Source organism: Kibdelosporangium phytohabitans, assembly GCF_001302585.1.
Lineage (GTDB): Bacteria > Actinomycetota > Actinomycetes > Mycobacteriales > Pseudonocardiaceae > Kibdelosporangium > Kibdelosporangium phytohabitans.
The window spans coordinates 2938112-2956637 of the sequence record NZ_CP012752.1; the positions used below are offsets into that span (position 1 = coordinate 2938112).

Genomic DNA, 18526 nt, shown 5'->3' on the forward strand with positions numbered 1-18526 from the left:
CTGCTAGCCCAGCAGCCGGTGCAATCCGGTGCTGGTGGCCGCGAGCATGCCGCAGTGGTCGGCGAACGCCAGGTCGTTCACCGCGCCGAACGTCGTCTCGCGGCCACGCGGCCTGCCGCTGTGAGCGTCCAACCAGGACACACCGGCGCCGGTGCCGACAGCGAGCGTCCGCCCGTCGCCGGTGTAGCACAGCGTGCCGGCGCGGGACTCGATCTCGTGCTTCCACGCGGCTTCGCCGGTCGCGGCACGGGTCGCGACGACACCCGTCGGATGAACCCACATGGCGATGTACTCGCCGTTGGGGGAGAAGCGGAGCGTGCCGGACACCTCGGAACTCCACGGCTGCGGGTCGCGGCGGTCGTAGCGGTGCCGCAGCCTCCCGTCCTTGCCGATGTCCAGGACTGTGAGCCACCAGCTGCCCCGCATCGAGTTGCCGACCGCCAGCTTCCCGCCGTCCGGCGAGAACTCGGGTGTGACACGGGCGTCGCCGAGGCCTTCCCAGTCGGTGTGGTCGAGGTCGTGGTCACCGGCGAGCGGGGCGCCCGACTGGGTGTCGACGACCCGCAGTCGCTGGTTGCTGCCGATCGCGAGCCGGTCGCCGTCCGGCGACATCGCCAGGCTGCCCGACCCGACGTCGGGTAACTCGAACGCCAGCCGGACCGCCGCCCACTGCCGCACCTGCACGGCCTTCTCCCCGGCGAACGCGACCAGCGGACCCGTGAACGACCCGACCGGGCCGCGTAAGTCGGTGCGGGAACCGACCCGCAGGATCTCCACCGGTTTGATCCGCGGCTCGAGCTCCCACCGGACGAGGACAGTGCCCCGGTACATGGTGGTCAACGCCTCGGCGCGGTGCGGCCGGATCGCCACGGCCTGCTGCGGGCCGTGTTCCACCTCGTCGAGCCCCAGCCGCGCCGACCGGCCGTGGTAGCGGAGCCTGCGCGCCATCCGCTCCCTGAGCTCCGACGGGCCGTTGGGTAACAGGTCCTGCGGCAGGTCGCCGTACCGATCCCGGCAGCCCGGGTCGGCGCCGCGTTCCAGCAGCATCTCGGCCACGTCGGTCCAGCCGAGTTCGGCGGCCCGGTGCAGCGGGGAGGTGTCACCGCTCGCCCGGACCGGCGCGCCGGCGGAGATCAACAGCCGCGCGATGTCGGGGTCGTCGGCGATCTCCAGCGGCGTGTGCCCGTCGTCATCGGTCACCGACAGCACCGCACCGGTCGCGAGCAGCGCACGGACCGCATCAGCATCGCCGCTCACTACGGCGCTGTGCAGGTCCACAGCTGTCACGTTAGGTCCCGGGTCGATCAACCGTCCAGCGGTGCCTAGTCGGGTGTTGCAGTCAGTGCGGGAAAGCCCGCCAGGTCCGTCGTTCGAGGTGCTCGCGGTGTTCCCGGATGGCCATCGCGACCTCGGCCAGGTGGACCGACTCCGCCAATCGGGGCAAATAGCCGACACCCGCCGCGAGACCGGGCAGGTCGAGCGTGAAGTACATCGACATCAGCGGGTTGACGAACAGTTCGCTGTCCGCGGTCCGGTCGGTGAACTGGCTGTTGCCGAACTCGCCGCGCAGCGACGCGGCGATCTGGCCGTTGACGATGCTGGGCCGCCGTGGCATCGCCGCCGTCGCGTGCTCGACCGCCCGCAGGTAGGCCCGCGCCTCGGGCGACTCCGGCGGGATGGAGAAAGCCCCCAGGTAGGCGCCGGTCCGGGTCAGTGCGGCGAGGTTCTCCAACACCAACGAGTGACACACGCCGTGGTACGTGTCGACCCCGAAGCCGATGCACGCCACCAGCCGTACCACGTCGTCGATCCCGGCGAGCGCCGCCAGACTGGTCATGTCTTCTTCCGGCGTGCCGAGCCCGGCCTCGTCGCCGCGCATCAGGATGTCCGTACCACCGTCGATCAGCACGACGGCGTCGATCCCAAGGTGTGAGAGCAGCGAGCGGTACGCCAGCCGCAGCGGTTTGACCCCCACCCGGGGGAACGCGTACACCGTCGACGGCAGTCTTTCAGCAGCCAGCCAGGTCGCGAGTGCGCGTTCCGGGAAGTAACTGCCTTTCACCCCACCAGTTGACGGAGTGATCGCGGCGACGCCCGGTCGCAGCCACGAGCCGATGTCGAGCGTCGTTAGATTGGTGAAGGACAGATTGGCGAGGTGAACGTCCTTTCCGGCGGCACGCAACGCCAGTGCCAGCGGAATCCCGGCGTAGACATCGAAACCGCCACCGGCTCCGGCGATCAGGATCCGTTCGGCACCCGCAAGGCGCGTGAACAACGGTGGTTCGGACAACGAGAACACGACTCGAGGCTAGCTGGAGGGACATGTGCGAGGCTTGCGCTTTCCCGGTAACCTACAAGGCCTAGGCCGAGAGGCGCTGCAACGGACCGGACCGGTCCGCCACGCTCGGCCTGGCGTGAACGACGAGAAGGGCGCCTCCCAAATGGTGGGAGGCGAACATGGGTAAGTCCCTGCAGGACCTTCTCGCTGAGCGGGTCGTGGTCCTCGACGGAGCGTGGGGGACGATGCTCCAGGGCGCGGGCCTCGAGCCCGCCGACTACCGCGCGGACCTCATCGCGGACGACCACGTCAAAGACGTCACGGGCGACCCGGACCTGCTCAACCTGACCCGCCCCGACGTGATCCTGGACGTGCACCGCCAGTACCTGGCGGCGGGCGCGGACATCACGACCACCAACACGTTCACCGCGACCAGCATCGGCCAGGCCGACTACGCGCTGCAGTCGATGGTCCACGAGATGAACGTCCGCGGCGCGCAGATCGCCCGTCAGGCCGCGGACGAGGCGGGTGGCAAGTTCGTCGCCGGCTCGATCGGCCCGCTCAACGTCACCCTGTCGCTGTCGCCGAAAGTCGAGGACCCGGCGTACCGCGCGGTCACGTTCGACCAGGTCTACGAATCCTACGCCGAGCAGATCAAGGGCCTGGCCGAAGGCGGCGTCGACCTGCTGCTGATCGAGACGATCTTCGACACGCTGAACGTCAAGGCCGCCGTGGCCGCGGCCAAGGACGTCGCGCCGCACCTGCCGTTGTGGATCTCGGTCACCATCGTCGACCTGTCCGGGCGCACGCTGTCCGGCCAGACCGTCGAGGCGTTCTTCAGCTCCATCGAGCACGCCGACCCGCTGATCGTCGGCGTCAACTGCTCGCTCGGCGCCGCCGAGATGCGCCCGCACGTGGCCGACCTGTCCAGGCTCGCGGGCACGTACACGGCCAGCCACCCCAACGCGGGCCTGCCCAACGCGTTCGGCGGCTACGACCAGACGCCGGAGGAAACCGGCCAGCTGCTCAAGGAGTTCGCCGAGCAGGGCATGGTCAACGTCGTCGGCGGCTGCTGCGGCACGACACCGGCGCACATCAAGAAGGTCGCGCAGGCCGTCGAAGGCCTGCGGCCGCGCCAGGTGCCCGGCGTCGGCGCGAAGACCCGGTTCAGCGGGCTCGAGCCGTTCGAGATCGGCAAGGACACCGGGTTCGTGATGATCGGTGAACGCACCAACGTCACCGGCTCGGCGAAGTTCCGGCGCCTGATCGAGGCCGACGACCACCAGGCCGCCGTCGACGTCGCACTCGACCAGGTGCGCGGCGGCGCCAACCTGCTCGACGTCAACATGGACGCCGACCTGCTCGACAGCGAGCGGGCGATGACCACGTTCCTGAACCTGATCGCGACCGAGCCCGAGGTCGCCCGCATCCCGGTGATGATCGACAGCTCCCGCTGGACGGTGCTGGAAGCCGGGCTGAAGTGCGTGCAGGGCAAGGGAGTCGTCAACTCCATCAGCCTCAAGGAGGGTGAGGAGCAGTTCCTCGAGCACGCCCGCAAGATCCGCAGCTACGGCGCGGGCGTCGTGGTGATGGCGTTCGACGAGCAGGGCCAGGCCGACACCACCGAGCGCAAGGTCGACATCTGCGCCCGGGCGTACGACCTGCTCACCCAGAAAGCCGGGTTCCCGGCCGAGGACATCATCTTCGACCCGAACGTGCTCGCCGTCGCGACCGGTATCGCCGAGCACAACGGCTACGCCAAAGCGTTCATCGACGCGCTGCCGCTGATCAAGCAGCGCTGTCCGGGCGTGCGCATCAGCGGCGGCATCTCGAACCTGTCGTTCTCCTTCCGCGGCAACAACGTCGTGCGTGAAGCGATGCACTCGGCCTTCCTGTACTACGCCGTGCAGGCCGGGCTGGACATGGGCATCGTCAACGCCGGTCAGCTCGCCGTCTACCAGGACATCCCGGCCGACCTGCTGGAACTGGTCGAGGACGTGCTGTTCGACCGCCGCGAGGACGCCACCGACCGGCTCGTGGCGTTCGCCGAGACGGTCAGCGGCACGGGGACCAAGCGCGTGGTCGACCTGTCCTGGCGTGAGGCGCCGGTCCGCAAACGCCTGGAACACGCGCTGGTGCACGGGATCGTGGACTTCATCGAAGCCGACACCGAGGAGGCGCGGCAGGACGCCGCCCGCCCGCTCGACGTCATCGAAGGTCCGCTGATGGACGGCATGAAGATCGTCGGCGACCTGTTCGGCTCCGGCAAGATGTTCCTGCCGCAGGTGGTCAAGAGCGCGCGCGTGATGAAGCGCTCGGTCGCCTACCTCGAGCCGTACATGGAGGAGGAGAAGGAGCGGCTGCGCGCCGAAGGCGTGATCGACACCAGGAGCGGCAACGGGAAGGTCGTCCTGGCCACGGTCAAGGGCGACGTGCACGACATCGGCAAGAACATCGTCGGCGTCGTGCTGGGCTGCAACAACTACGAGGTGATCGACCTCGGCGTGATGGTGCCCGCGGCGACCATTCTGGACACGGCGATCGCCGAAGGTGCCGACGCCATCGGGCTTTCCGGCCTGATCACCCCGTCACTGGACGAGATGGTCAGCGTGGCGTCCGAGATGCAGCGGCGCGGCATGAAACTGCCGCTGCTGATCGGCGGCGCGACGACCTCACGCCAGCACACCGCGGTCCGGATCGCGCCCGCGTACGAGGGGTCGATCGTGCACGTGCTTGACGCGTCCCGTGTGGTCGGTGTCGTGTCGGAACTGCTGGACGAGGACAGGGCGCTCGCGCTCGACGAGGCCAACCGCGTCGACCAGGCACGGCTGCGTGAACAGCACGAGGCCAAGGAACGCCGCCCGCTGCTGACCGTCGAGCAGGCGCGGGCCAACCGGGAGAAGGTCTCGTTCGAGGGACTGCCGGCGCCGGACTTCACCGGCGTGCGGTACGTCGAACCGGACCTGACCACGCTGCGCGAGATGATCGACTGGCAGTTCTTCTTCCTGGCTTGGGAACTGAAGGGCAAGTACCCGGCGATCCTCGACCAGCCGGTGGCGCGGGAGCTGTTCGACGACGGCAACGCGCTGCTCGACCAGATCATCGCCGACGGCTCGTTCCACGCACAGGGCGCGTACGCGTTCTGGCAGGCGCACTCCGAAGGCGACGACATCGTGCTGGACGGCAAGCTGCGGCTGCCGATGCTGCGCCAGCAGACGCAGAAGCCCGAGGGGCGGCCGAACCGCTGCCTGGCCGACTACATCGCGCCGGAAGGCGACCACCTCGGTGGGTTCGCCGTGGCGATCCACGGCGCGGAGGACCTGGCCGCGCGGTACGAGGAACGCAACGACGACTACCGCTCCATCATGGTCAAGGCGCTGGCCGACCGGCTGGCGGAGGCGTTCGCGGAGTACATCCACCTCGAGGCCAGGCGTGCCTGGTTCGAGCCGGACGCCGAGCCGAAGCTGGAAGACCTGCACGCGGAGCGCTTCAGGGGCATCCGGCCCGCGCTCGGCTACCCGGCCAGCCCGGACCACAGCCAGAAGAAGCAGCTGTTCGACCTGCTCGACGCCGAGAAGATCGGGATGGCGCTGACCGAGTCGTACGCGATGACCCCGGCGGCGGCGGTCAGCGGACTGATCTTCGCCAACGAGGGTGCCCGCTACTTCACCGTCGGCAGGCTCGGCCGTGACCAGGTCGAGGACTACGCCCGCCGCCAGGGTGTCGGCGTGGACGTGGTGGAACGCTGGCTGCGGCCGAACCTCGGCTACGAACCGGAGTGACCGAACTGGTCGTGGAAGCCGTCGCCGAGCCGGGCACGGCTTCCACGACCAGGTGCCCGCTAGCCGGTGGCCGACGTCGGCAGGCGGCCGATGAACGACTCGAACGCGTCCTCGGTGATGATCGGGATGCGGTGGGTGTGTGCCTTCTTCGCCTTGCCGGACAGGGAATCCGGGTCCGCGGCGACGACGAGCCGTGTGGTCTTGGTTACGGTTCTGTGCACGCCGAGGCCCGCTCGCTGTGCGCGCTCGGTCCACTCCTCACGAGACAACCGCATCTGTCCCGTGAACACGACTGAGTCACCGTGCCGCAGCTGGAACTCGTCACGTGCGCGGTTACCCAGCTTCACCAGCTGGCGGGCGGTCGACACGGCGGTGTCCACTGCACTGTCCGGCAGTCCGAGCAGGCCCGTCACCAGGCGGAGGTCGGCCAGTTCGACGTCGGTCACGACCTCATCCGCCCATGCGCGCACAGCCAGGGCCGTGAGGTACCGCTGGTGCAGGTCCGTGGTGTCACCCCGGGTGAGCCCGACGTCCTGTGCGGTCCGCACCAGCTCGTCCTGCTCGGTGGCGGACAGGTGGCGATCGAGCAGGGCCCTGTCCAGAACCGCCAGGTACTCGTCCGCTCTCGCCGGATGGGAAATCTTCGGCAACCAGTCAACCAGTCGAGCGAGAAAATGCCCACGGTCGGACGGCGTGCCGCGGCGCACTTGTTTACCAGTGGGTTCCGGTAATGCGGGCCACCTCCGAGCAGCCACTTCCTGCCACTGCCGGAGCCACGGTTGCGGCTCGCCCGCCATTCGCGACAGACGACCGAAAAGCTCGGCCGTCGCCCTGGCGTCGTGCAATGCGGAATGGGCGTTGTCCAGCACCACGCCGGCGGCCTGGCAACACATGGCCAGAGAACGTCCCACTGTTGTCAGGTATTGGTCCGACAAGCGCATGGTGCAGAGCCCAGCCGTGGCGTCCAGCGGCGCCCGCCCACCGAACTCGGCAGCGAGGAACCGCAGGTCGAAGGACACGTTGTGGCCGACAAGCAGTCGTCCTGCCAGCCGATGCCCGAGGTCGTCCGCGATCTCGGCGAAACGCGGCGACAGGCGTGCCTCCGCCGCGGTGATTCCATGGATGTGTTGTGGCCCCAGGTCCCTTTCGGGATTGACGAGCGTGCACCACTCGTCGATGAACTGACCATTGTTGTCGAGCCGGACGACAGCGACCTCGACTATTCGATGATGCCATCCGGGATGCAGTCCAGTTGTTTCGACATCCACAACGGCATAGCCATCGACCACAGCGTCTCCCACGGTTGTCGGTCCTACCGTTCGACGCTGTCGGCGCTCGCCTGAGGCACGTTATCCGCTGCGTTCTTTTCGTTATGAAAGTGGCTTCACCGTGACAATTCGACGGTGACCGGGCCCAGGGTGGCGGTTGGTCCGTCCAACCCCTGCGGGGCCTGGAAGTGAGGAGATTGAGGTCCGATCGTGCCTGACGGTAAAACTCACTCGCGGACCTCTTAGGCTAGGGGTGTGAACTGGACCGTGGACGTGCCTGTGGACACGCTTCCCGAACTGCCCCCGCTGCCGCCGCACCTGCGCAAGGCGCTCGACGAAGCCCTGGCCAAGCCGGCCGCGCAGCAGCCGGAGTGGCCGGACCAGGAGAACGTGCGCAAGGTCCGCACGCTGCTGGAGTCCGTGCCCCCGATCACCGTGCCCGCCGAGATCGACCGCTTGCACCAGCGGCTCGCCGAGGTCGCCAACGGCCAGGCGTTTCTGCTGCAAGGCGGTGACTGCGCCGAGACGTTCGCGGACAACACCGAGCCCCACATCCGCGGCAACATCCGCACGCTGCTGCAGATGGCCGTGGTGCTGACGTACGGCGCGAGCCTGCCCGTGGTCAAGGTCGGCCGGATCGCCGGCCAGTACGCCAAGCCGCGGTCCAACCCCACCGACGCACTCGGCCTGCCCGTCTACCGGGGCGACATCGTCAACTCGCTGGTCGCGACGCCCGAGGCACGCGTGCCGGACCCGTCGCGGATGATCCGCGCCTACGCCAACGCTGGCGCGGCGATGAACCTGCTGCGTGCCCTCACCGGCGCGGGCATGGCAGGCCTGGCGATGGTGCACGACTGGAACAAGGACTTCGTCCGCACCTCCCCGGCAGGCGAGCGCTACGAGGCACTGGCCGGCGAGATCGACCGCGGCCTGCGCTTCATGCAGGCCTGCGGCGTGCACGACTACTCGCTGGACCACACCGAGATCTTCGCCAGCCACGAAGCGCTCCTGCTGGACTACGAGCGCGCCCTGCTGCGCATGGACAACTCCAGCGACGAGCCGAAGCTGTACGACCTGTCCTCGCACTTCCTGTGGATCGGCGACCGGACCAGGCAGATGGACGGTGCGCACCTGGCGTTCGCGGAGCTGCTGTCCAACCCGATCGGCCTGAAGATCGGCCCGACCACCACGCCAGAACTGGCGGTGGAGTACGTCGAACGCCTCGACCCGCACAACAAGCCGGGCAGGCTGACCCTGATCAGCCGGATGGGCAACCACAAGGTCCGCGACGCGCTGCCCAACATCGTGGAGAAAGTCGAAGCCTCGGGTCACAAGGTGATCTGGCAGTGCGACCCGATGCACGGCAACACCCACGAGTCGTCGACCGGCTACAAGACCCGGCACTTCGACCGGATCGTGGACGAGGTCCAGGGCTTCTTCGAAGTGCACCGCAGGCTCGGCACCCATCCGGGCGGCATCCACGTCGAACTGACGGGTGAAGACGTCACCGAATGCCTCGGCGGCGCGCAGGACATCTCCGACACGGACCTGTCCGGCCGCTACGAGACGGCCTGCGACCCGCGCCTGAACACGCAGCAGTCGCTGGAACTGGCGTTCCTTGTCGCGGAGATGCTCCGCTCCTGACACGTGGACACGAACGATGCCCTCGGCGCTGTGTCCGGGGGCATCCTTGTTTTGCCACGATCAGTTTCTTCCGACTCGGTTTTCCGGATCGGACAAGGGCGGATCCGGTGTTCGCAGTCTTGTTCCTGGTAGTCCGTCGCGCATGGGTGTCGCGTGCGTGGTCCGTTGGGTAAATCGGGTTGTCCACAACTGGTCGGTAACCTCTTTGACCAGGCTTCACCCCGCTAGACTGGAGCAGGGACGCCCCCCGGGTTGGGTGGGGGACTGTTTACAGGTGGAAGTTTTACTTCCCGGTGGGGTTGTGGCTTGCTGTACTCGGGGTGCGGGTTTTAGTCGAGGCGCAGTGTGTTTGCACGGAACAAGCCTTCCCTCGCCGGGGCTGACCTCTGGGCAGGAGGCTGTGGTCGGTCTTTGCCCTCTTCGAAGTTGAGCTCTTGGTGTGTTTTTTGGGGCGTGGGTGCTCCTGCCCGTCGGCCTGCCGGAGGGAACCACGGACTATCAAGAGCTCCGTCTGGCTTTCGCATGGTGTTGCTTCGCGTTGGCGGACCTCGTGACAGCCCGTGGCTGGCTTCGCCCAGACCGACGGGCAGGAGCACCCCGAAGGCGACCTCTGCGCTGGCGCGCTCGCTGCGAACCCGCTGCGCTCGGGCGCTTGTTGGGGACTTGGTGCGGGCTCGTGAGCTGCGAACTCTTTGCTTGCGGTGGTGTGCGGGTCGTGAATTCGCCGCTGATGCGTGGGGTGCTCTCGGGGCTTTGGGCGTGCGCCGCGAACTGCCTGCGCTTGGCGCGGGCTGCTAATCCTTAGCGTTGGGCGCGCGAGCCCTTGTGGGTTGGGCGTCGTTCTACCTGGGACTGTGCGTGGTGCGGATTCGGGAAATCTCGCTGCTGTCAGCCGCCGAAGAAGTCGACGGCCACGCGGATTGTGGTCCCCTTTTGCACCTGGGTGTTCGCCGCTGGTCCTTGAGCGTTGATCCGGCGGTTGCCTCGGTCGTCTCCGAAGAAGGACACGACTTCCAGCTTCAGGCCCAGCTTCTCGACCTGCTCCCGTGCTTCCTTGACCCGCTTGCCGCGTAGGTCGGGTACGGCGACCGCGTTGGAGACGACGAACTCGACTTTCTTGTCCTCGGCTGTGGTGCCTGCCCCTGGGGTTGTGGCGATCACTCGGCCGCCTTCGGTCCGGCCGTCGAACTTCTGGGTCACGTTGGTGACGGTGTACCCGGCTTCTTCCACGAGTGTGCGGGCTTCGGCTTCGGTTTTCCCGACCACGTTCGGCAGTGGCTTGAGTGGGGCTGGGCCTCGGCTCAGGATCATCAGCACCGTGTCGCCGATCTTCAGCTGTGTTCCCGGGCTCGGTGACAGGGTCAGCACCGTCCCCTTGGGCACCGTGTTGTCGTACTTGTCGTCGGCGGGGGACAGGTTGGACTTCAGGTCCTGTGCCTTCAGTTCCTTGTCGACGGCTTCCACCGTCGCGCCTGGCTGGACTTCCGGGACGACCGGCGGCCCGGCCGAGACGTACACGTTCACCGCCGACCCGGGCAGCAGTGTGCCCGAGCCCGGGTCCGTCTTGATCACCTTGCCGCTCTGCACGGTGTTGCTACGGCTTTCGATCACGGTCGGCACCAGTTGCGCGTCCTGGATCTGTTGCAGCGCTGTCGCCTTGGCCGCGCCGACCACGTTCGGGATCGGCACCGGGCTCGGGCCGCTGATCAGGATGATCGTCGCCACTATCGCCGCCACTGCGGCCACGGCCGCGGCTATGCCCCACTTCGGCAGGTGGAAGCGTTTGCGGGGGGATTCCTCCTGCTCCGGCGCGGGCTTCTTCTTACGCGGCTGGACCGGCGGTTGGGCCGGTAGTGGCGGGGGCGTGTCCAGGTCGGAGCGCGGCATCGCCCGTGTGCCTTGTGGACCGGGTGGGGTTGGCGCGGCGGCGTTGTTCTGCACCGGCACGGTCTGCTGTGTCGGCACCTCGACCTGGGGCATGGTCTGCATACCGTGCGCCGCGGCGGGCACCGGCACGAGCGGAGCGCCGATCGCGAGCCGGACACGCTCGACTTCCTGCAGAAAAGCGTTCGCGTCGGCAGGCCGGGCGGACGGATCGCGGCGCGTCGCGCGCAGCACGAGCTCGTCCAGCGCCTGGGGGATGCCGGGCGCGGTCTGGCTCGGCGGTGGCACGTCGTCGTTCACGTGCCTGTACGCCACCGACAGCGGCGTGTCGCCGACGTACGGAGGTGTTCCTGTGAGCATCTCGTACAGCAGGACGCCCGCGGAGTACACGTCGCCACGTGCTGTCGTCGCGCCTGTGGTCACCTGCTCCGGTGACAGGTAGGCGACTGTGCCGAGGATCACGCTGTGACTCGTGTTTTTACCGCTGGCCATGGCTTTGACCAGGCCGAAGTCGCCGACTTTGACCGTGCCCTGCTTGCCGATCAGCACGTTCTCCGGCTTCACGTCCCGGTGCACCAGCCCGGCCTGGTGGGCCGCGGCGAGCGCGGACAGCACCGGCTGCAGCACCGACAACGCCAGCGGGACGGTCAGCCTGCCGCGCTCGGTCAGCAGGTCGCGCAGGGTTCCGCCGTCCACCAGCTCCATCACCAGGAACACGTGGTCCCCGTCGAAGCCCTGGTCGTGCACGGCGATCACGTTCGGGTGGTGCAGGCTGGCAGCGGCGCGTGCCTCGCGCTCGAACCGGTCGACGAACGAACGGTCCTCGGCGAACCGGTGATCCATCACCTTGATCGCCACCGGCCGTTCCAGCCGGGTGTCCAGACCGCGGTAGACCGCCGACATGCCGCCACGGGCAAGGGGCGCGTCGACCCGGTAACGCTGCTCCAGCAACGTCGCCATTTGAAGCCCGCCTCTTTCCTGCACGTGTGCGATCGTACGGACCGGTTTGCCCCTCCGTGGTCGGCCTGCCTCATTTCTCATACGTGCGGCGTGTGGCATCGTGTTCAGTCGTGAGTGCGATTCCCATTGCTGAAGATGTGCTCGACCCAGCGGTGGAGGTGCTGACCCTGCGGGAAGTGGCCGACCGGTTCGGCCGCCCCGTCAGCAGGGTCCAGCAGGCCCTGCGTGACCACCAGCTGATCGCGGTCCGCCGCAAGGGCGACCTGGTCGTCCCTGCTGTCTTCCTGACCGAGGCCGACGAGGTGGTCAAGGGCCTGCCGGGGACGATCACGGTGCTGATCGACTCCGGCTACTCGACCAGCGAGATCCTGCGCTGGCTGTTCACCGCGGACGAGTCGCTGCCGGGCATGCCGATCGAGGCGTTGCGGGGCGACCGGGGCCGGGAGGTCAAGCGCAGGGCCCAGGCCCTGGCGTTCTGACCGGCGGCGAGCCCGATCGAGGCAGCCGCGCCGGGCAACGCGACCCGCAACCGCTGCCCGGTCGGGACGACCGCGCGCTGGTTGAGGATCGCGTAGTCCGCGGCCACGATCTCGTCGAGGATCCCCCGGTACAACTTGGCCGCGGTCCGCACACATGGCCGTGACCAGGGCCTTAGCATCGCGATGCCGGGTTCGGCGCGCCGGTAGATCGCTGTGGTGCGCGCGACCATGTGCGCCAATGCCCTGCGTACATACGGGTCGTGCCGACCGGTCCGTCTGGCCCAGCGCAGCCGCTCGCGGTCGACTCCGAACGCGGCCAGCTCGTCCAACGGCAGGTACACGCGGCCCCGGTCGAGGTCCTCGCCGACGTCCCGCAGGAAGTTCGTCAGCTGGAACGCCTCGCCGAGCGCGGCGGCGTACGGCTCGGCTTCGTCACGCGGCGAGACCGTGCCGAGCACGGGCAGCATCTGCAGGCCGATGACGCTGGCCGAGCCGTAGACGTACCGCGCCAGATCGTCGTATGTCGCGTAGTCCCTGACGTGCAGATCCATCCGCATGGACGTGAGGAAGTCGGTGAACAGCGACCGGTCGATCCGATAACGGCGGACCGTGTCGGCCAGTGCGCGCAGCACGGGCTGGTCGCCGTCCCACATGGTCCGCTCCAGCGCCAGCAGCTCTATCGTCTGCTGTGCCTTGGGCAGCGATCCGTCGACGATGTCGTCGGCGACCCGCGCGAAGCCGTACAGCGCGTGCACAGCCGGACGGTCGGCGAGCGGCAACAAGCGTGTGGCCAGGAAGTATGTCCGGCCGTGGCGGGCGTTGATGGCCTTGCTCGCGGCGTACGCGGCACGCAGTTCGGGATCCGTGATCCCGGCCGCGTCCAGCTCACGCGTACTCACGCTTGACCCTCCACCAGACGAAAACTCCCGCCGCCGCCGTCAGCAGCACCCACCACCAGTTGTAGAGACCGGTATCCCCGTTGGGGTAGTTGATAACCACGAGCCACAGCGAGATTCCGGCCACAATGGCGGGTGGGAACGCGAATCCGGCCGCCAGTACGAGCGGCCACGTGAAATACCAGGGCATGGTCACGGCGGACAGCAGCACGGTTGCCAGCAAAGCCCACGCCGCCCCGGAAACCGCTCGAGAGCTGCCGGAGCGCGACCGCCACCACAGCCACCCGACGATCACCGCGAGCAGCGCCCACCCGCCGACCCGAGCGGCCGGGATGATCCCGAACAGCTCGCCGACCCCGGTCGGCACGGACAGCCAGTGGATCAGCAGCGAGTTCCCGCCGAGCGCCCCCAACCAGCCCAGATCCACCCCGGCCGCGAGCGTGCACAGCCCGAAAACAGCCACAGTCACCCCGGCTCCGATGCCGGCCGCAGTGGGGAAACCCCAGCGTTTGACCCGCGCGGCCCACACCCACACCAGGAACGGCAGCACGATCGCCGCGGTCACCTTGATCCCCATCGCCAAGGCCACCACGGCGATACCCGCCACGTGCTTGCGGTCCAGCACAAGCAGCGTCCCCGCCGCCAGGAACGCGATCATCAGCAGGTCGTTGTGCGGTCCGCCGACCAGGTGCACCAGCACCAGCGGGTTCGCCGCGCCGATCCACAGCGCCTGCTCCGGCGTGCCGCCGAGGTGCCGCGCCAGCCCAGGCAGAGCGGCGCACAGCAACACCAGGCCACTGGCGATCACGAGCTTGGTCACGAACGCCGCGACGAACACGTTCGGGCCGGTCACGGCGACAACGCTCTTCATCAGCAGGATGAACAGCGGCCCGTACGGCGACGGCGTGTTCTCCCACACCCAGCTCACCCGGTCGGTCAGCGGACTGTCCAGCCCGGACGGGCCAACGGTGTACGGATCCAGCCCGGCGTGCGCGATCGCACCTTGCGCCAGGTAGATGTACAGGTCCTGGCTCAGCAACGGCAGCGGCGCCAGCAGGGGCACGGCCCACACGCCGATCGCGATCAGGATCTGCCGCCGCGCACACGTCCGCAGCCGCAGCCACGCCCACACGAACGCCGCGATGCCCACGTAGAACACGACCCGTCCGCCAGGAACGACGGTGCTGAGGCAGATCGCGAGCGAGCCGACGAACCCGAGCGCGACCGTCACACGGTGGTGCGTTGCGGAAGGGGCGATGACCATGGCCCGATCAGCCTAGTCAGCCACTGTCGGTTACTTGGGCGAGCACCCGACCCACTGGGCAGGCGGGCAGGCGCCCACACGCCCCCGGAAGGCGTCGACGAGCTGACGGGCCAGCGCGTGCGCCGACGCCGGGTCACCGGTCGCCGCGACCTCGTCGACCACACACGACGGCTTGCCGCTCGCGGTGCAGAACCTCAGCTGCTCCTCGGGGATTTTCCGCCAGTCGGCACCGGTCGCGACGCCGTACTTCCAGATCTGCTTGTCTGTGTTGCCCGCGTTGCCGCGGATCAGGTACACGTGCTGGTTGCCTTGGGGGTTGGCGACCGGTGTCTGCGCTGACGTTGCCAACGTGCGCAAGCCAGCCGGGTCGGGTGGGGTGATGAGAGCCATCGCCGTCCACTCCGCGCCGTACGGGTGCTGCCCGGGTACGGACTGCGCGCGGCGGTAGAACTGCGTCCACTGCGGCGACGCCAGCGTGCACGTCGCCGTGCCCGCCTGGTTGGGCTGCAACGGCCCGACACGGCTGTCGCAGGAACCGATCGTGCTGCCCGACGCGGTCCACGTCGCCTTGACCGCCACACGGACCGGCTGCCTGCCCACGTTGGTCAGCTCGACCACGATCGCGCAGCTGTTCACGCCGCAGTTCTGGAACCTGTGCGTGCCTTGCCGGACGCCCGTGAACGGGTCGTACGCGGTCTCCAGCTCGGTCGTCCTGGTGGCGAGGTCACGGTAGAGCGCGGCCATGTCACCGGTCGCGTCCGTGACGCTGAACGCCAGGTCACGCACCTTCGTCGGGTCGCTCTTGCCGGACTTGGTCAGGTCGAACCGGACCAGGCCGTACGGCGCGTTGGCGCCGACGTAGAGCACGCCGGTGTCGGTCGGCACCTCCAGCACGTCCTGACCGGCCACCTTGGTCCGCTTGATGGCGTCCTGCGGCGGGTCGGGCAGTGGTTTGCCGAACAGCGACGGCAGGGTCTCGGTGTCGAAGATCCGCTCGATGTCCACGCCGAGCAGCACGCCGGGGGCCTTGACCCAGTGGTCGGCCACGGTCGGCGCGGTGCTGTCCGGCACGCCGGACAGCTTCAGCCAGAAGTCCAGCCCGGCCTTGAGGTACAGCGTGTGGTCGACGACGAGGACCGCCGCGGCCAGCTCGTTCACCGACAGGTTGCCGATCGCCTCGCCCGCCTTGGTCACGGTGACCTGCATGGTGACCTTGTCACCCGCGGGGGCGGTCAGCGAGCCGTTGTAGTGCACCGCCCCGGCGCCCTTGAGATCCACAATGGATTGCGCGACGGTGTCGGCGGTCGACGGCGCGGGCGCGGACACCGACCCGCCCGCGGGCGGGTCGTCGCCGGTGCACCCGGAACACAGCAGGACCGCCACCATCAGGGCGCCGAGTCCGTACCGCATCACGCCTTCAACGTTAGTTGACTGCCGGCTGAAGTCCGCTGTGCGGCACGGTCTGGCGCATATTCGCTACCTACCGGTGATCCTTCGCGCCGCGAGCCTGCCCGAGATGACGACAGGCGGAATCCCGACGCCCGGAGTGGTCCCGCACCCGGCGAGCACGGCGTTGTCCACGCCGGAGACCAGGTTGCGCGGCCGGAACGGGCCCGTCTGGCGGAACGTGTGCGCCAGCGAGAACGGGGTGCCCGCGCCGAGGCCCTGGGCCTCCCAGTCGGCGGGCGTGACCAGTTGCCGCACCTCGACCGACGAGCCGAAACCGGTCAGTCCGCGCTGTTCGAGCACGCCGATCAGCTCGTCGCGGTAGGCGGGCCCGACCCGGGGCCAGTCGATCCGGGACGTGCGCAGGTTCGGGCACGGGGCCAGCACCTGGACCACGTGGCGGTCGGCCGGCGCGAGCCCGGGGTCGGTCGCGGTCGGCCGCGTGACCAGCAGCGACGGGTCGGTCATCAGTTTCCCGCGCCGGGTGATCTCGTCGAAGGTCCGGTCCCACGCGCCGCCGAAGAAGATCGTGTGGTGCCCCAGCGCGTCCCACGAGCGGTCCACCCCGGCGTGCAGCACCACGGCCGACGGCGACCACTGCAACGGGAGCGGCCGTTTCGACGGCAAACCGAGCAGTCCGCGCGCCACCGGCAGGTCAGGCGTCAGGACGACGGCGTCGCACGCGATCCGCTCCCCTTCGGTCGTGCGCACGGCCGTCACGCGAGAACCGACACGCTCCAGCCACGCCGCGCCGCACGAGTACCGCACGTCAGCGCCTGCTGTGGCCGCTGCCTGCGCCATGTGCTCGGCGACCGCGGAAACACCGCCCTGCGGGAACCAGACGCCCGCGATGGTGTCCATGTACGCGATCACGGCGTACGCGGCCAGCGCCCGCCGCGGCGGGACACCGGCGTACAACGACTGGAACGAGAACAACCGCCGTAGCCGGTCGTCGGACAGGTGCTTCGCGATCGCGGGGCCGAGCCGTCCGAACCCGCCGAGCGCGACCAGGCTCGCCAGCCGCGACCCGACCAGGTCCAGAGGTGAGTCGAAGTTCGCGCCGATGAACGAATCCCGCTCGACCCGGTACAGCTCCGACAGCCACCGCCGCAGCTCCAGGTACCCGGTGGCCTCCGCGGGCCCGGCCACGCGGCGGACCTCGTCGGCCATCGCGTCGGCGTCCGGGTGTACGTGGATCGTGCTGCCGTCCGCGAAATGCGCGCGGTACGCCGGATCGAGCCTGGTCAGCTCCAGCATCGGCGCGCCGACGCCTGCCAGTGCCTCCTCGATCAGCTCGGGCATGGTGAGCACGCTCGCGCCTGAGTCGAACGTGTAGCCGCCCAGGCGCATCCGCCCGGCCCGCCCGCCCGGCGACGGCGCGGTTTCCAGCACGGTGACCCGGCGCCCGGCACCGAGCAGGTGCAGGGCGCAGGACAGACCCGAGAGACCGGCGCCGACCACCACGACGTGGTCGGTCCGGCCGGTGACGCTTCTCAGTGGTTCCTCCTGGTCGCCGCGATCGCCAGCTCGGCGAGCCGGTCACCGGCAGGCTCGGCCAGGTCCGCCGACTCCAGCGCCCGCATGGCGGTCCCGGTCAACGCCTCGATCTTGTCCTCGACCGAGTCGACCGCGCCGGACTCCCGCAGCACGGTCCTGGCCCGCTCGACGTCGTCGCTCGTGAGGTCCTGGCGGCCGAGGCAGTCGCGCAGCACGGCCGCGCCCGCCGCGTCCGCCTGCCGCAGGCCGAGCGCGACCAGCAGGGTCCGCTTGCCCTCGCGCAGGTCGTCACCGGCGGGCTTGCCGGTCACGTCGGTGTCGCCGAACACGCCGAGCAGGTCGTCACGCAGCTGGAAAGCCACGCCGATGTCCGCGCCGAACGTCCGCAGCCGCTCGATCACCTCGGGGTCGGCGCCCGCGAGGGTCGCGCCCATGTGCAGCGGGCGCTCCACGGTGTACGCGGCGGTCTTCATCCGCGCCACCCGCAACGCCGCCTCTGCCGACTCGTCGCCCTCCACCTGCGTGAGGATGTCCAGGTACTGGCCCGCGAGCATCTCCGAGCGCATCGCCTGCCACGGCTCGCTGGCCGACGCCAGCCGGTCCGGCGCGACGCCGGAGCCGTAGAACATGTCGTCCGCCCAGGCCAGCGCGATGTCGCCGAGCAGGATCGCGGCGGCCATGCCGAACCGGTCGGACGGGCCGAGCCAGCCGCGTTCCCGGTGCAGCCGCTCGAAGGTCACGTGCACCGTCGGCGAGCCCCGGCGGACCGCGGAGGCGTCCATCAGGTCGTCGTGCACCAACGCGCACCCCTGGATCAGTTCGAGACCGCTGACCGCACGCAGTACGGCCGAGGCGTCCGGTTCGCCACCGGCGCCACGCCACGCCCACCACGCGAACGTCGGGCGGATGCGCTTGCCGCCGCGCAGGATGAACTCGACCAGTGCGTCGAGTGCGTCCGCGAGCTCCTGGGTCAGGCTGGCCATCGTGGACTGCTTGGCCGCCAGGTACTCGGTCAAGGTGAGCTCGACGTGGGCTCTAACGGAGTCGTCAATGGTCGTCGGATGCACATGTCCATCGTCCGCCCCCGCGCACTTGGCCGACGCGGCGGGGTCGTCAGTCCCGATAGGC

General features: G+C 69.0%; 11 protein-coding genes, 2 pseudogenes and 1 riboswitch. Of the genes and pseudogenes, 3 read left to right on the top strand and 10 right to left on the bottom strand.

What is annotated here, in order from left to right:
- Positions 1–3: 3 nt before the first annotated feature.
- A complete protein-coding gene (locus tag AOZ06_RS13725; protein ID WP_169798915.1) occupies positions 4–1287 on the bottom strand; it encodes an ankyrin repeat domain-containing protein in 1284 nt (427 codons plus the stop codon).
- Between the two features lie 52 nt (positions 1288–1339).
- Entirely contained in the window at positions 1340–2299 is a 960-nt protein-coding gene (locus tag AOZ06_RS13730; protein ID WP_054289739.1) for a DUF1152 domain-containing protein, read from the bottom strand.
- Positions 2300–2361: 62 nt separating this feature from the next.
- Positions 2362–2443, top strand: a riboswitch (S-adenosyl-L-homocysteine riboswitch).
- Positions 2444–2457: 14 nt separating this feature from the next.
- Here AOZ06_RS13730 and metH point away from each other — a divergent pair.
- Positions 2458–6060, top strand: a complete 3603-nt coding sequence (metH, locus tag AOZ06_RS13735; RefSeq protein ID WP_054289740.1) for a methionine synthase — start codon at positions 2458–2460, stop codon at positions 6058–6060.
- Positions 6061–6119: 59 nt separating this feature from the next.
- On the opposite strand, the gene AOZ06_RS59840 is transcribed toward metH, so the two are convergent.
- Positions 6120–6710, bottom strand: a complete 591-nt coding sequence (locus AOZ06_RS59840; protein WP_054289741.1) for a BRCT domain-containing protein — start codon at positions 6708–6710, stop codon at positions 6120–6122.
- A 222-nt stretch (positions 6711–6932) separates the two neighbouring features.
- A pseudogene (locus AOZ06_RS62030) lies at positions 6933–7361 on the bottom strand (exonuclease domain-containing protein); the annotation flags it as partial.
- A 222-nt stretch (positions 7362–7583) separates the two neighbouring features.
- On the opposite strand from AOZ06_RS62030, the gene AOZ06_RS13750 reads away from it, so the two are divergent.
- Complete coding sequence (locus AOZ06_RS13750) at positions 7584–8972, top strand: class II 3-deoxy-7-phosphoheptulonate synthase (protein ID WP_054289743.1); 1389 nt, start codon at positions 7584–7586, stop codon at positions 8970–8972.
- 888 nt (positions 8973–9860) lie between these two features.
- On the opposite strand, the gene pknB is transcribed toward AOZ06_RS13750, so the two are convergent.
- Positions 9861–11816, bottom strand: a complete 1956-nt coding sequence (pknB, locus tag AOZ06_RS13755) for a Stk1 family PASTA domain-containing Ser/Thr kinase (protein WP_054289744.1) — start codon at positions 11814–11816, stop codon at positions 9861–9863.
- Between the two features lie 110 nt (positions 11817–11926).
- Here pknB and AOZ06_RS58865 point away from each other — a divergent pair.
- A pseudogene (locus AOZ06_RS58865) lies at positions 11927–12229 on the top strand (Rv2175c family DNA-binding protein); the annotation flags it as partial.
- Here AOZ06_RS58865 and AOZ06_RS13760 read toward each other — a convergent pair.
- From AOZ06_RS13760 to AOZ06_RS13780, 5 genes are all read right to left on the bottom strand, one after another.
- Complete coding sequence (locus AOZ06_RS13760; RefSeq protein WP_054289745.1) at positions 12166–13194, bottom strand: phytoene/squalene synthase family protein; 1029 nt, start codon at positions 13192–13194, stop codon at positions 12166–12168. The pseudogene AOZ06_RS58865 and the gene AOZ06_RS13760 overlap by 64 nt on opposite strands.
- Positions 13181–14422: a polyprenol phosphomannose-dependent alpha 1,6 mannosyltransferase MptB gene (gene mptB / locus AOZ06_RS13765; protein WP_157233004.1), complete on the bottom strand. Its 1242-nt coding sequence runs from the start codon at positions 14420–14422 to the stop codon at positions 13181–13183. Before mptB ends, AOZ06_RS13760 begins: the two co-directional genes overlap by 14 nt.
- A 63-nt stretch (positions 14423–14485) precedes the next feature.
- On the bottom strand, positions 14486–15868 hold the full coding sequence (locus AOZ06_RS13770; RefSeq protein WP_157233005.1) for a hypothetical protein: 1383 nt from the start codon (positions 15866–15868) through the stop codon (positions 14486–14488).
- A gap of 63 nt (positions 15869–15931) precedes the next feature.
- Positions 15932–17398, bottom strand: a complete 1467-nt coding sequence (gene crtI / locus AOZ06_RS13775) for a phytoene desaturase family protein (RefSeq protein ID WP_054289748.1) — start codon at positions 17396–17398, stop codon at positions 15932–15934.
- On the bottom strand, positions 17395–18465 hold the full coding sequence (locus tag AOZ06_RS13780; RefSeq protein ID WP_054289749.1) for a polyprenyl synthetase family protein: 1071 nt from the start codon (positions 18463–18465) through the stop codon (positions 17395–17397). Before AOZ06_RS13780 ends, crtI begins: the two co-directional genes overlap by 4 nt.
- Positions 18466–18526: the final 61 nt, after the last annotated feature.

Bases quoted from the DNA above. Each gene is read 5' to 3' on its own strand.
- metH (WP_054289740.1), top strand. From the start codon at position 2,458: ATGGGTAAGTCCCTGCAGGACCTTCTCGCTGAGCGGGTCGTGGTCCTC.
- pknB (WP_054289744.1), bottom strand. From the start codon at position 11,816: ATGGCGACGTTGCTGGAGCAGCGTTACCGGGTCGACGCGCCCCTTGCC.